The organism is Streptomyces sp. NBC_01235 (assembly GCF_035989285.1).
Lineage (GTDB): Bacteria > Actinomycetota > Actinomycetes > Streptomycetales > Streptomycetaceae > Streptomyces.
Genome location: NZ_CP108513.1, coordinates 3,809,945 through 3,822,505 on the forward strand (window position 1 = coordinate 3,809,945; position 12,561 = coordinate 3,822,505).

General features: G+C 71.3%; 12 protein-coding genes. 7 read left to right on the forward strand and 5 right to left on the reverse strand.

All coding sequences use genetic code 11. The annotated features are described in order from the left end of the window. Positions 1–52: 52 nt before the first annotated feature. On the forward strand, positions 53–604 hold the full coding sequence (locus OG289_RS16725; RefSeq protein ID WP_327314821.1) for a flavoprotein: 552 nt from the start codon (positions 53–55) through the stop codon (positions 602–604). A 546-nt stretch (positions 605–1,150) separates the two neighbouring features. Here OG289_RS16725 and OG289_RS16730 read toward each other — a convergent pair. Next, positions 1,151–1,846, reverse strand: a complete 696-nt coding sequence (locus OG289_RS16730) for a hypothetical protein (RefSeq protein ID WP_327314822.1) — start codon at positions 1,844–1,846, stop codon at positions 1,151–1,153. 434 nt (positions 1,847–2,280) lie between these two features. On the opposite strand from OG289_RS16730, the gene OG289_RS16735 reads away from it, so the two are divergent. Both OG289_RS16735 and OG289_RS16740 read left to right on the forward strand, forming a co-directional pair. Further along, positions 2,281–3,069, forward strand: a complete 789-nt coding sequence (locus tag OG289_RS16735; protein ID WP_327320702.1) for an alpha/beta hydrolase — start codon at positions 2,281–2,283, stop codon at positions 3,067–3,069. A 112-nt stretch (positions 3,070–3,181) separates the two neighbouring features. Continuing rightward, complete coding sequence (locus tag OG289_RS16740) at positions 3,182–4,069, forward strand: LLM class flavin-dependent oxidoreductase (protein WP_327314823.1); 888 nt, start codon at positions 3,182–3,184, stop codon at positions 4,067–4,069. On the opposite strand, the gene OG289_RS16745 is transcribed toward OG289_RS16740, so the two are convergent. From OG289_RS16745 to OG289_RS16760, 4 genes are all read right to left on the reverse strand, one after another. Beyond that, entirely contained in the window at positions 4,018–4,302 is a 285-nt protein-coding gene (locus tag OG289_RS16745) for a hypothetical protein (RefSeq protein WP_327314824.1), read from the reverse strand. The genes OG289_RS16740 and OG289_RS16745 overlap by 52 nt on opposite strands. After that, positions 4,299–5,819: a 4-hydroxyphenylacetate 3-hydroxylase family protein gene (locus OG289_RS16750; protein ID WP_327314825.1), complete on the reverse strand. Its 1,521-nt coding sequence runs from the start codon at positions 5,817–5,819 to the stop codon at positions 4,299–4,301. Before OG289_RS16750 ends, OG289_RS16745 begins: the two co-directional genes overlap by 4 nt. Further along, complete coding sequence (locus OG289_RS16755) at positions 5,816–6,643, reverse strand: TauD/TfdA dioxygenase family protein (protein ID WP_327314826.1); 828 nt, start codon at positions 6,641–6,643, stop codon at positions 5,816–5,818. Before OG289_RS16755 ends, OG289_RS16750 begins: the two co-directional genes overlap by 4 nt. Positions 6,644–6,773: 130 nt before the next feature. Next, complete coding sequence (locus tag OG289_RS16760) at positions 6,774–7,730, reverse strand: isocyanide synthase family protein (protein WP_327314827.1); 957 nt, start codon at positions 7,728–7,730, stop codon at positions 6,774–6,776. 208 nt (positions 7,731–7,938) lie between these two features. On the opposite strand from OG289_RS16760, the gene OG289_RS16765 reads away from it, so the two are divergent. From OG289_RS16765 to OG289_RS16780, 4 genes are all read left to right on the forward strand, one after another. Then, positions 7,939–8,895, forward strand: a complete 957-nt coding sequence (locus tag OG289_RS16765) for a LysR family transcriptional regulator (protein ID WP_327314828.1) — start codon at positions 7,939–7,941, stop codon at positions 8,893–8,895. Positions 8,896–9,085: 190 nt separating this feature from the next. Continuing rightward, on the forward strand, positions 9,086–9,853 hold the full coding sequence (locus OG289_RS16770; RefSeq protein ID WP_327314829.1) for a response regulator transcription factor: 768 nt from the start codon (positions 9,086–9,088) through the stop codon (positions 9,851–9,853). Then, positions 9,840–11,996: a sensor histidine kinase gene (locus OG289_RS16775; protein ID WP_442818908.1), complete on the forward strand. Its 2,157-nt coding sequence runs from the start codon at positions 9,840–9,842 to the stop codon at positions 11,994–11,996. Before OG289_RS16770 ends, OG289_RS16775 begins: the two co-directional genes overlap by 14 nt. A gap of 107 nt (positions 11,997–12,103) precedes the next feature. Next, positions 12,104–12,505: an LPXTG cell wall anchor domain-containing protein gene (locus OG289_RS16780; protein ID WP_327320704.1), complete on the forward strand. Its 402-nt coding sequence runs from the start codon at positions 12,104–12,106 to the stop codon at positions 12,503–12,505. The last annotated feature ends 56 nt before the right edge of the window (positions 12,506–12,561 follow it).

A 12,561-nucleotide genomic window follows, 5' to 3' on the forward strand; every position in this document is an offset into this window, starting at 1 on the left:
CTCCCCCACTCCTTCCCGGGTGGGGAAGTGTTGCGTGTGATCGGATGGACGCATGGCGACAACTTCCCGCGTGCTCTACCTCTTCGGCTCAGCAGCACCACCCGTCTTCGACATCGCGAACGTCATCGAGGACGCACAGGCTCGCGGCTGGGACGTATGTCTCGGCCTCACGCCGACAGCGGCGCGCTGGCTGGACTCGCAGCACGCAAGTCTGGAGCGGCTGACCGGTCATCCGGTCCGGAGTGAGTACAAGACGCCCGGCCAACCCGACGTATGGCCGAAGGCTGACGTCATCGCAGTCGCACCGGCCACCTTCAACACGATCAACACGTGGGCGCTCGGTCTCACCCACGACTTCGTGGTGGGCGTGATCGCCGAGGGCATCGGTAAGGGCATCCCCATGGTGACGATGCCGTGCGTGAACGCCGCCTATGTACAGCACCGGCAGTTCGAGCGCAGCGTGAGCGAATTGCGCGAGATGGGAGTACGGGTCCTATACGGCGACGGCGCGTTCCTGCCGAATCAGCCCGGCCAGGGGAAGCCGACGGAGTACCCATGGCACCTGGTCCTTGACGCGGCGGGGGATGCGCTCCGCGAACGGTGACCGCAGGCCGTGGGCCGGTCAGCGATCGAGAGCGCCGACCGATTGGCTGCGGCTGCTGATCCGGCAGTCCGCCGCGGCCACGGGCGGTGCTTGAGCAGATGGGCCTCCAGCTCCGCGTACCGCGCCCGGCTGGTCTTCAGCAACAGCTGCCGGCGCACCGGCCGCCAGCCGCTCACTGACAACCGAACGGGCGAGCTCAGCAGCCTGTTCCCGCATCGGGGTTGGTGTCGACACCTGCAAGAAGTCCGTACACACGAGATTATCCTCAGCCGATTGAGGTGGCGTCGACACATCCCGAGGTATACGCCGTTGTGGGACCGAGCGAACTACTCGTGGACTGGGGGCGGTCGCGATCCATGACCAGGACGACTCACTGACCGGCAGGCAGTCTCGCGGTGATGGATCGAGCCGCCTGGACCACCTTGTCGTCCGACACGGTGGCCGGCGTTGTCGGGGTGGCCGCCGTGGTCGCGAAGGTCAGCACCCGAAGTCTTCGAGCCGCGAGGCACCCCGCCGGCCGACGGGGTGCCTCAGCGGACTGAGTCCCTACCAGACGTGGTACGTCCCGTAGTCGCTGACGCGCAGGTTCGTCGTCCAGCTGCCCCAACGCTCATTGGGGGACCAGGTGTACTGGTAGGCCTTGCCGTTCGGCCTGGTCGGGCTCGGCAGGCAGGACTTCCCGGTGGAGTGGTAGATGCCGACGTAGACGCCCTGCGTCCAGCGGCGCTCCACGACCTGGATCGGCTGGGCGAACTGCCCCGGCCTCAGGTTGGTGCTGAAGGTGTACGAGGTGCTGGTGGAGCCGCTGCGGTCGTACGAGGGGGTGAGCTCGTCGAGCAGCTTGCCGACCTTGGGGATCGGAACCTTGATGCTGAGGCCGACCGAGACCTTCCAGCCCGTCGTCTTCGACTGCTGCCAGGCGTAGGAGCAGCTGGGAACGTTCCAGGGGCACTGGAACGTGGGGCCCCGCCACACCCAGTCCTGCCAGGTCTTGGACGCCTGCTGCACGGTCACCGACCGCGTCTTGTCGGGAGTCGACCAGTTGCCGGCGATGTCACGCTGAGAACTGTCCGCATTCTGCAAGCACACCGTGCTGCTCGCCGAGGCGACGCCGGGGGAGGCCATCACCACCAGCGGGGCCAGCCCCAGCGTCAGCAGCCCCGCCCACTTGCTCCTTGCCGGGTTCCTCTTCCGTGCAGCCACAAAGCCCACACTGCGGCGCGCGCCACCGTTGATCGTCACCCATGTCTCCTCTGTGTCTTCGGCGCCATTCGGCCGAATCGAGCGGGTTGGCAGCAAGATTCGCCGTCGGGGAGTTGTTCGGACACCCGTCTCACGGGGGCAATCAATTGCCTGACGCGCATCTGCGGCATCGTTCATCCGCCCGTCACCGTGCCGTCGCACCTCTGTCAGCGCGGCGGCGCGCATCGATCGAGCGGCTCCATCACGGTCCGCGGTCCCGAACCGGTTGTCGCGCAGAAAAAGCGCTGGAGGGCGTCGCGTTCGGGCTGCTAGTTTGCGAGGAGGCCGTGACATCGTGCGAGGAGGTGAGACCCATGAACGCTGGATCCACATGGGTGCTCCCCCTCTTCTTCGCGGTCGGGCCATTGACATAGGTGTCGCCGGGAGCGCCTCGACAACTAGGCACTCCCGAAAGGCAACAGCCCATGCATTCTGTGCATTCTGTGCAGTTCACTGCGGAGACATCGGCGGACGGTGTCCGCGAACGCGATTTCACCATGGGTGAGTTCTCCGGCATGCTCTGGTCGCCCGTATCACCTTCTGCGTCCGGTTCCGGTCGCGCGCCTCTGGTGCTGATGGGGCACGGCGGCGGCATGCACAGGAAGGCGCCGGCCGTGACGGGCCGCGCACAGCTCCTCGTGGCCGGCTGCGGTTTCCACGTCGCCGCCATCGACGCACCTGGTCACGGCGGCCGGCCGCGCACGGCGCACGACGAGCAGGAGATCGCCGTGATGCAGCGGGCGATGGCGGCGGGCGAGCCGGTCGGCCCGATCGTCGTCCGTTACAACGCCCACCTGGCGGAGCGCGCCGTGCCGGAGTGGCAGGCGACCCTGGACGCCCTCCAGCAACTGCCGGAGATCGGCGCCGACGGGCCGGTCGGCTACTTCGGCCTGAACATGGGCACCGCGATCGGGGTGCCGTTGGTGGCGGTCGAACCCAGGATCACCGCCGCGGTCTTCGGTCTCCACTGGCCCGATGCCCTGGCCGAGTACGCGCGGCAGATCACCGTACCGATCGAGTACACGCTCCAGTGGGACGACGAGCACATCCCGCGCGAGGCCGGTCTTGCGCTGTTCGACGCCTTCGCCTCGAACGAGAAGACGTTGCACGCCAACGCGGGCAGGCACAAGGAGCTGCCCAGGTTCGAGGCCGACAGCGCGGTCCGGTTCTTCGCCCGGCATCTCGATGGGCATCTCGGCCGGGCCGTCACGTCACCGGCGTGACCTGAGCTGAGCTGAGCTGACGAGTACCGGCGCCCGGCCTCCAGTCGGGCGCCGATACCGCCCGAGGCATACGCCGTTGATCCACCGTCGTCCACCCCATAGGTTCCTGACCATGACGAACCTACGGATCGGTGTGATGTACGACCGCGACTGGGCCCCGGAAGGGCTGCCCGGATTCGCGCGGCAGGTCGAGGCGCTCGGGGTGGACGATCTGTGGGTGGTCGAGGATCTCGGGTGGAACGGCGGGGTGTCGGCGGCGGCCGTGGCGCTGGGGGCGACCGAGCGGCTGCGGGTGGGGATCGGGATCGCGCCCGCGCCGTTGCGCAGTCCGGCGCTGCTGGCGATGGAACTGGCCACGCTGGCCCGGGTGTTCCCCGGGCGGCTGGTGGCCGGGATCGGGCACGGGGTGCGGGAGTGGATGGTCTCGGTCGGCGTCGCGCCCCGGTCGCCGCTGGCCCTGCTGGAGGAGACGATCACCTCCGTGCGTGCGCTGCTGCGCGGGGAACGGGTCGAGGTCGACGGGCGGGAAGTGCGCCTGGACGGCGTCAAGTTGGTGCATCCGCCCGTCGAGGTTCCCCCGGTGGTGGCGGGTGTGGTCCGGCCCCGGTCCCTCGAACTGTCCGGCCGGGTCGCGGACGGCACCCTGATCGCCGAGGGCCACGGCCCGGGCGACCTGGAGAACACCCGAGCGCTGACGGCGAAAGGCGGCGCGGGGCCCGACCACACCCTCACGGTGTTCTCCTTCGCGTGCGTGGGCGACGACCCCGACGAGGTCGCCCGGACCCTGCACCCCCACACCGAGGGCCATGGCGCCTGGCTGGGCCGCCCGCAGAAGGAGGTGTTCACCGTCTCCGGGACGCCCGCCGAGGCCGCGGGCGACATCCACGCCCTGGCGGCGTCCGGCGCGGACACGGTGGTCCTGCGCGTCGTCGGCACCGAACCGCTCCGTCAGCTCGAAGCCGTGCTGGGCGCCCTCCGGGGAGGGCTGAGCGCGGGCTGAACCGGATCGGCGAGCCGAAGGAGAAGCTCGACGACCTGCGCGGCCAGGCCGACCGCGGCGAAGCCGACCGCGGCGAAGCCGACCGCGGCCAGGCCGGCCGCGGCCAGCGCGACGGCGACCAGGCGGCGCAGCGGGTGGGCGCCGTACGCCGGGTCCATGCCCATGTCCATGCCCTCGTCGGCGAGCCGGGCCGGGGCCTCGTCGGTGATCTCCGGACGCCGGGGCGCGCTCACGGCTTCGCCGGGGCCGAGTCCCACGGGCCGCGGGTCCAGCCGTCGAGGTCGTAGTCGTCCAGGCACTCCTGGACGAAGTCCTCGTACGCCGTGACGGCGCCGCGCGCGGTGGCCCATTTCAGGGCGTCGAGCCGGACCTGCTCGCCGTTGCCGGAGTAGTTGCGCTCGTACAGTTCGTGGCGGCCGCCGAACTCGCTGCCGATGGCGTCCCAGACCAGCTTGAACAGCTTGATCCGGTCGTGCGCCGAGGTGTCGGAGCCGCGGTAGAACCGGTCGACGAGGGGCCGCAGTTCGGGGTGTTCCAGGTCCCTGGCCGTGGACGGGACGACCAGCGGCGAGCCGCCGAGGACGGTCTCGAACAGCTCGTGCACCCGGTCCCAGACCTGGGCGTTGTACATGCGCATCGCGGAGGCGTACTCCAGCCTGGGCAGCGCGATGCCGTCGGTGCCGGGCTCGGGGTCGGTGGCCATCGCCGTGGTCAGGCCCCACACCATGTTCCGCATGGTGACGAGTTCGCCGACGGCCGCCTGGACGCCCCGGAAGGCGTCGGTGCCGTTGGAGCGGGTCGCCCGGGACAGCAGGCCCGCCATGAGCTCCAGTTTCACCGCGAGCCGGGTGCCGGACTGGAAGTTGTAGAGGTTGGCGAAGCCGGAGCGGGCGTAGAAGCCGGTGGCCCGTTCGATGTCGCGGTGGACGAGGACGTCCTCCCAGGGGATGAGCGCCCGGTCCAGGACGAGCACGGCGTCGTTCTCGTCGAAGCGGCTGGACAGCGGCGCGTCGAAGGGCAGGCCGGCGCGGGCGGCGTAGGGGGTGCGGCAGATGAGCTTGACGCCCGGGTTGTCCATCCGGGCGAAGAAGACGACCGCGAAGTCCTCGCCGTGCCCGGGGACGAGGGCGGCGGACGCGACCGGGGCGACGAAACTCGCGTGGGTGATCGCCGACCCGGTGGCGAGCATCTTGGCGCCGGAGACGACGATCCCGGCGTCGGTCTCCCGCTCGACGTGCACGAAGACGTCCCGCATGTCGTGGACGGCCTGCTTGCGGTCGGTGGGCGGGTTGATGATGACGTGGTTGAGGTAGCTGCCCCTGGCGGTGAACTCCCGGTACCAGGCCCGGGCGTTGGGCGCGAAGTCGCCGTAGTATCCGGCGTTCGCGGCCAGGCCCGACATGAACGCGGCCTTGTAGTCGGGGGTGCGGCCGAGGAAGCCGTAGCTCATCCGGGACCAGGCGGCTATCGCCTCCCGGGCGGCGAGCAGGTCGGCACTCGAACGGCTCGGCTTGAAGAAGCGGTGGGTGAGGGTGCCGAAGTCGTCGCGGGCGGTGAGGAGTTCGCGGGTCTCGTCGGCGTGCAGGGCGTCGTAGAGGCGGCTGACGGAGAGGGCGGCGTTGCGGAAGGCGGGGTGGCGGGTCACGTCGTCGACGCGTTCTCCTCCGACGTACACGGCACGGCCGTCGCGCAGGCTCTCCAGGTACTCCTCGCCGGTCAGCAACTCCGACGGGGCGTCAGGGGTGTTCATCGGACCAGCGCCGGGTTGTCGAGGGCGGGCTCGCCGAGCACGTGCACCCGCTGGAGGTGACGCGGGGAGCGGGTGGTGAAGGCCTCGCGACCGTGCAGGAGCGTGTAGTTGTCGGCCACGACGAGGTCGCCGGTCTGCCAGTCGTGCGCGTAGAGGTGGCGCGGGTCGTGCAGGGCCGCCGTCAACGTGTCGTGGAACTCGGCCAGTTGATCGTCTGGGAGGCCGGTGAACTCCAGGTCGGGGTGGTTGACGAACTCGGCGTCGGGCGCGACGGGTTCGTTGTAGCGGATCACGGGGAAGCCGCGGTCGGGGTGGGTGGTGACGACCGGGGAGACGGCCTCGCTGTCGTAGAACTCCATCTTGCGCCGGTAGATCCCGGTGACCCGCTCCCACAGCTCGCGCTGCCCGGGGTCGGCGTCGCGCAGCACGGCGGGGGTGTGGGCGAAGGTGGTGCGTCCGCCCTGGCCCTCGCCGGGGGCGCTGACGCAGTGGAAGAGCTGGAACTCCGGTACCTGCGGCCGGTACATGCCGTCCCAGTGCAGCGGGACGTAGGAGTGGTCGAAGATGTGGTCGTCCGGGTTCTCGTGCTCGACGAGCTCCAGAACCGCCCCGAACGGCCACATGCTGATCGTGCCCCAGCCCGCCGCGTACTCGGTCAGCTCCAGCGCACCGGCGAACCCGCCGAACCCACGCAACAGCACGAGGTGATGCTCCCGCGCGAGAGCACGCAGTTCGGCGACCGGCAGTTCGTCGAGCCGAGCACCGGGCCGATCGACATCGGCATCGACACGGACGCCGAAGGGGTCGAGGGGGGTGATGATCACGGGGGTCCTACTTCCAGGTGGGGGGAATGCAAGGCTTTTGGGGGTGCGGGGCTGTGACCATGTGCGGTTCCGCCGCGTGGGCGCGACCAGCCACAACAGGCCCTCAGACGCGTACGGAACGACCGGGACGTCAGGCGGCGGCCACGCCGGGCAGGGCGTAATGGCTGGGCCGACCGTCCACACACACCAGCGAAGCCCCGCACGCTTCCGCATGGGCCCGCTTCACCAGCACGAACCGCTCACCCTCCGCCAGCGCGACCCCATGCCACGGCGTGAGCCAGTCATCGGCGGTGGACACCAGGTGGACGCCGAGTTTCTCCGCACCGCACGGCTGAGGATGGATCGACAGCCGCACGGAGCCCGGAAAGCGCTCGGAGAGCAGCTCGCCCCAGGCCTTGCTGCGCTGGACGACCACATACGCGCGGGCCCGGGCGTCCCGTTGCAGCGCGGCCCGGCTGCCGGTGTACTCGGGCGTGTTGCCGTCCTCGAACAGGAAACGGGTGACGGCCCGGTAGAGGGCGACCTCCTCGCCCGCGCGGATCCGCTTGCGCAAGTGATCCAGGGGTTCCGCGTACCGCTCCGTGAGCAGCTCCCGCATCCTCCGGTGGTCGGTTCCGGCCAGCTCCGGGACATCGTCGAGGTGGAACAGGCCGAGGCCGCGGTGTGGCAGAGCCTCGATCATCGAGTGGAGTTCCCGCTGGTAGGCGGTGATGTGCGGGTCCGGTATGCCGACGGCGTCACTGAAGACCCGTCCGTCGGAGCAGATCAGGATCCGCGCGCCCGGTGCGTACACCTCGCGGACGCGCGCCGTCAGGCCGTCGAGGTACTCCAGGGCGAGCCGTTCGGCGGTGTCCGGCAGCACGCCCAACACCTTCGCGGAGTTGGGGGACTTGCCGGGGAACGCGGGGAGCACGAAGCGTACGGGCCGGCCTGCGGCGACGAAGGTCTCGACGCGCGCCGCCTGGACGTCCAGGCAGGTGGGGCAGGGCAGCCGGGCACACCCTTCGGTGCCTGTCGACCGGCGTTGGCCGTCCAGCACCAGGGCCGTGATCGCGCGTGCCGTACGTCTGCGGAGAGTGTCGGTCATCCGTTCTCCCGGACGAGTTGTGGGGGGATGGGAACACGTGGGAACGCGTGGGAACACACAGAGGACGCGTGGGAACACACGGGGGACGCGTGGGAACACACGGGGGACGCGTGGGGGGCTTGCTGGGGGGCGGGTTGCGTGTCCGGAAGCACACCCTCACAGACGCGTGAAATCTCAACCACATCTCGATGGTCCATAGCCTGACGCTATGGACCTCGAAGTACGCCACCTGCGTGTCGTCTGCGCCATCGGCGAGGCGGGCAGCATCACCAGGGCCGCGGCCCGGCTCGGCGTGGCCCAGCCGACCCTCACGGCCCAACTGAGCAGGATCGAAAGGATGTTGGGCGGTCCGCTGTTCGTCCGCACCCGGCAGGGCGCCGCGCCCACCGCGCTGGGCGAGTTCGTGCTGGCCAAGGCCCGTTCGGTGATCGTCTCCTTCGACGCGATCCAGCGCGAGGCGGCCGCCCAGGTCGGCTTCATGGACGGCCGCCGCCCCCTGCGCTACACCGCCAACCCCGGCCCGCTCATGGTCGGTCTCCTGGACGGGTTGCAGAGCGTCTTCCCGGGCACCGAGGTCACCCTGCGCACCGAGACCCACATGAGCGCCGCGCTGACCCTCGTCGCCAGCGGCCAGCAGGATCTGGGCACCGTGGTGGAGTACGTCCGCGACGACGTGCCGACGCTGCCGCCCGGGGTGGTCACGCTCACCGTCGCCACCGAGCCCGCCTTCGTCCTGCTGCCGGACGGGCACCCGCTGGCCGCGCTCCCCCAGGTCGGCATCGCACAGCTGCGGGACGCCCGCTGGGTGCTCCCGGTCAGCCAGGGCAGCGGCATGATGGAGGCGTTCACCGCGCTCTGCGCCGGGCAGGGCTTCACGGCGACGGTGCGGCACGAGGCGGAGGCCTCCGCGGCGCGTGAACTCATCGCCGCCGGCCAGGCCGTCGGGCTCGGCCAGGCCACCTTCCGCAGCACCCCCGGCGTGGTCCCGCGCCCCCTGACCGGCTCACCGCTGCGGATCCGGCACGTGCTGGTCTGGCGCCGAGGCAGCGCCCTGGCCCGCCGGATCCCGTCCGTCGCCGAACGGGCCGAGCGCGCCTACGCGGACGCGGTCGCCCGCAGCCCGCACTACCTGGCCTGGCTCACCGAACACGCCGCCCTCGAGTGAGGAACTTTCACCCCGGGCAGGTACGGGCACGACGGTCTGTACGCGGACAACACATGGCCGTCTGCCGTGGTCGGTTCCGCGGGACCGCCGTCGCGGACGGGTCGACGGCATTGACACGGCCACCGAACTCCCTTCAGGACAAAGCAACTTACCGCCGCCCCCGCTGGTGGGCTCGCTTACGATCCTGGGCGTGTGCGCAAACATCCTGGTCGCCGAAGACGACACGAAGCAGGCAGAACTGGTGCGCCGTTATCTGGAGCACGAGGGACACGCGGTCATGGTCGTCGAGGACGGCCGTGCGGCTCTGGAGGAGGTGCGGCACCGGGAACCCGACCTGCTGGTTCTCGACGTGATGATGCCCCGGGCCGACGGCCTCGACGTGGTGCGGATCCTGCGCGCCGAGTCCCGGGAGGTACCGGTGCTGATGCTGACGGCCCGCAGCACCGAGGACGATCTGCTGCTCGGGCTGGACCTCGGCGCCGACGACTACATGACCAAGCCGTTCAGCCCGCGTGAGCTCGTGGCCCGCATCCGCACGCTGCTGCGCCGCAACAGACGTTCCGCCGCCCCCGTACCCCTGCCTCCCGCGGCTGCCCCCGCGCCCGCTGCCGCCCCCGTCGCGGACGACGAGGCGCTGTCGGTCGGCACGCTCAGGGTCGATCCGGTCCGGCACGAGGTGTCGGTCGGCGGGACACCAATCGTGTGCACGCCCGGCGAGTTCCGCATCCTCGCCGCGATGGCGGCGCAGCCCGACCGGGTCTTCACCCGGCAGCAGCTCCTGGACCGGCTGCACGGCTTCGACAAGTACATCAGCAGCCGCACCGTCGACGTGCACGTCATGAATCTGCGCAAGAAGATCGAGCGCGCCCCGCGGCGGCCCGTCCGACTGCTCACGGTCTTCGGCGTCGGCTACAAGCTGACCGACCCGGCGAAGGGCGTACGCCGTGCGTCGTCGTGAGGGGCGTGACGGGCGTGCCGGGCGTTCCGGGCGTGACGGGCGTTCCGGGTGTTCCGGGCGGAAGCGACTGCCGCTCCGCAAGAGCCTGCTCGGCCGGCTGCTGACCGTGTCGGCGCTGGTGGCCTCGTGCTCGGTCGCCGCCACCGCCTGGCTCGCGGTGCAGACGACGTCCGTGGCGATCCGCCAGGAGCAGGGACAGAACCTCAGCGCCGACGCGAAGATCTACAACACCCTGCTCGGCTACGCGGCCGGCCATCCCGACTGGGACGGCGTCGGCGCCACCGTGCGGGAACTGGCCCGGCAGTCCGGGCGCCGGATCGTGCTGACCACCGAGGACCGGCGGCCGCTCCTCGACTCCGCGCACGCCGACGCCACCGCGTCCACCGCCTCACTGCCGTCACAGGCGTCGGCGGTCGTCGACCCGCTGGCGGTGGACACCGTGTTGGTGCCCGACGCCGTTCCGGTCGGCACGGACCGCGTCGATCCGCGGGCCGTGGGACCGTTCCTGCTGCCCGCGAAGGAACGTGCGGTCCTGCGCAAGGCCACCGCCCGGAGCGTGGAGTGCCTCGCCGCCGCGGGCATCGCCGCGGACGTCGTCCAGAGCCCGAGCGGCCGGCCCCGGATCCAGTTCGTGAGCGACGCCACCGACCGCTCCCTGGAGCTGAAGTGTCTGGAGGTCAGCGGGGCCGCCGAGGCCACCGCGACCGAGGAGAAGGCCCTGCGCGCGCTCGAACTGCTCGCCGACGCCTGCCTGAAGCGGCAGGGCCGCACGGGCGTGAAACTGAACCTGGGCCTGTCCTGGGAGCGGGGATACAGGCAGGACGGCACGGACGCCGACTCGTCGGCGCCGGTCCCCGTGCCCGACACCCGCGTCACCGACGCCCTCACCGAGGAGGAGGCGCTCGAGCGGAAGGTGGCCGAGGACCGCAGAGCGGCCGCGGCAGCCGGCGGGGACGACAGCACGGTGGACGGCCCGACGAAGGTCCGCGACAGCGGGTACGACCGGGCCGTGGCCGCCTGTGTCGGCAGCGCCCGCCGTGAACAGCTCACGGCGTATGTCGCCGCACCAGCCCTGCTGTTCATCGACGGCCCCGGCGCCGTCAGCGTGCCCGGTTTCGACCTCTCCCCGGCCAACACCGCACGCATCGCCGGTGTCACGGCCCTAGTCCTCGCCCTCACCGTCGGCGCCTCGGTGATCGCCGGAACCCGGCTCGTACGCCCGCTGCACGCGCTCACCGGCGCCGCCCAGCGGATGCGGGACGGCCTGGACTCGGCGCCGGTGCCGGTGGGCGCGGACAACGAGATCGGCCGGCTGGCGGCGGCCTTCAACGACATGGCCGCGCACCGGACCCGGCTGGAGGAACAGCGCAAGGTGATGGTCAGCGACGTCGCCCACGAGCTGCGCACCCCACTGAGCAACATCCGCGGCTGGCTGGAGGCCGCGCACGACGGTCTCGCCGAGCCGGACCCGGCGTTCGTCTCCTCGCTCCTCGACGAGGCGATACAGCTCCAGCACCTCATCAACGATCTGCAGGACCTGGGGGCGGCCGACGTCGGCGCGCTGCGGCTGCACCTGGAGCCGGTACGGGTGGACGACCTGCTCGGCCAGGTCGCCGCCGCACACCAGGGGCCGGCCGAAACCGCGGGCGTCACCCTGCGGATCGCCGCGGCGCCCGACTCCCCTCCGCCGCCGCCTCCGCCGCCGCCTCCGCCGCCGCCTCTGCCTCTGCCTCTGCCTCTGCCTCTGCCTCTGCCTCTGGTCGAGGCCGACCCGGTCCGGTTGCGGCAGGCCGTCGGCAACCTGCTCTCCAACGCGGTACGCCACACCCCGCCGGGTGGCCGGGTGACGCTGCGCTCGTACGTCACCGACGCCGGGGACGAGGTGGCCGTGGAGGTGGCCGACACCGGCAGCGGCATCGCGGCGGACGACCTCCCGCACGTGTTCGACCGCTTCTGGCGGGCGGAGAAGTCCCGCAACCGCAGCACCGGCGGCAGCGGCCTCGGTCTGGCGATCGTCCTCAAACTCGCCGAGGCGCACGGCGGCACGGCGGCCGTGGTGAGCACCGAGGGACAGGGCTCGGTCTTCACGCTGAGGCTGCCGGTCCTGCCCGACCCCCAAGCCGGCGACGCCACCCGACCCTGATGCGATGACCATGGCGCCCTGACAGGTTCTTCACACGTGGCGGCAACTCTTCGGTCATGCCCGCCGCCACCGAGGCCGGGCCGGAACTGGAGTCATACATGTCCCGCATGCCCCGTCGTCTCACCCTGCGTGTCGCCGTGCTGACCGCCGTCGCCGCCGGCGCGCTGCTCGCCCCGGCCACCGCGGCCCTCGCCGACGACCCGACCCCGGCGGCGAGCGCCACCACGGGGGCCGACGACTCGGACGCGGCCAAGAAGAAGGCCGAGGTCGCCAGGAAGATGAAGGAGGACGAGGCGCGGAAGCGGAAGGAGGCGGCGGTGGCCGAGGCCCGGAAGGCCGAGGCCGCCAAGGGGACGCCGCGCGGCGGTGTCGCCGCGGGCGAGGCCGTGGCCGGGGACAGCGGCACCGACACCACCGCCATCGCCGGTTCGGCGGCCGGCGCCCTGCTGCTGGCGGGCGCGGGCACCTTCGTGGTGCGCCGCCGTGCCGCGGGACGACGCGAGGGCTGATCCGGCCCACCGGCCCACCGTCCGGCCAAGAACCCCTGTGGCGCCGTCCCCCGTCG

Bases quoted from the DNA above. Each gene is read 5' to 3' on its own strand.
- OG289_RS16725 (WP_327314821.1), top strand. From the start codon at position 53: ATGGCGACAACTTCCCGCGTGCTCTACCTCTTCGGCTCAGCAGCACCA.
- OG289_RS16740 (WP_327314823.1), top strand. From the start codon at position 3,182: ATGACGAACCTACGGATCGGTGTGATGTACGACCGCGACTGGGCCCCG.
- OG289_RS16750 (WP_327314825.1), bottom strand. From the start codon at position 5,819: ATGAACACCCCTGACGCCCCGTCGGAGTTGCTGACCGGCGAGGAGTAC.
- OG289_RS16760 (WP_327314827.1), bottom strand. From the start codon at position 7,730: ATGACCGACACTCTCCGCAGACGTACGGCACGCGCGATCACGGCCCTG.
- OG289_RS16765 (WP_327314828.1), top strand. From the start codon at position 7,939: ATGGACCTCGAAGTACGCCACCTGCGTGTCGTCTGCGCCATCGGCGAG.
- OG289_RS16780 (WP_327320704.1), top strand. From the start codon at position 12,104: ATGCCCCGTCGTCTCACCCTGCGTGTCGCCGTGCTGACCGCCGTCGCC.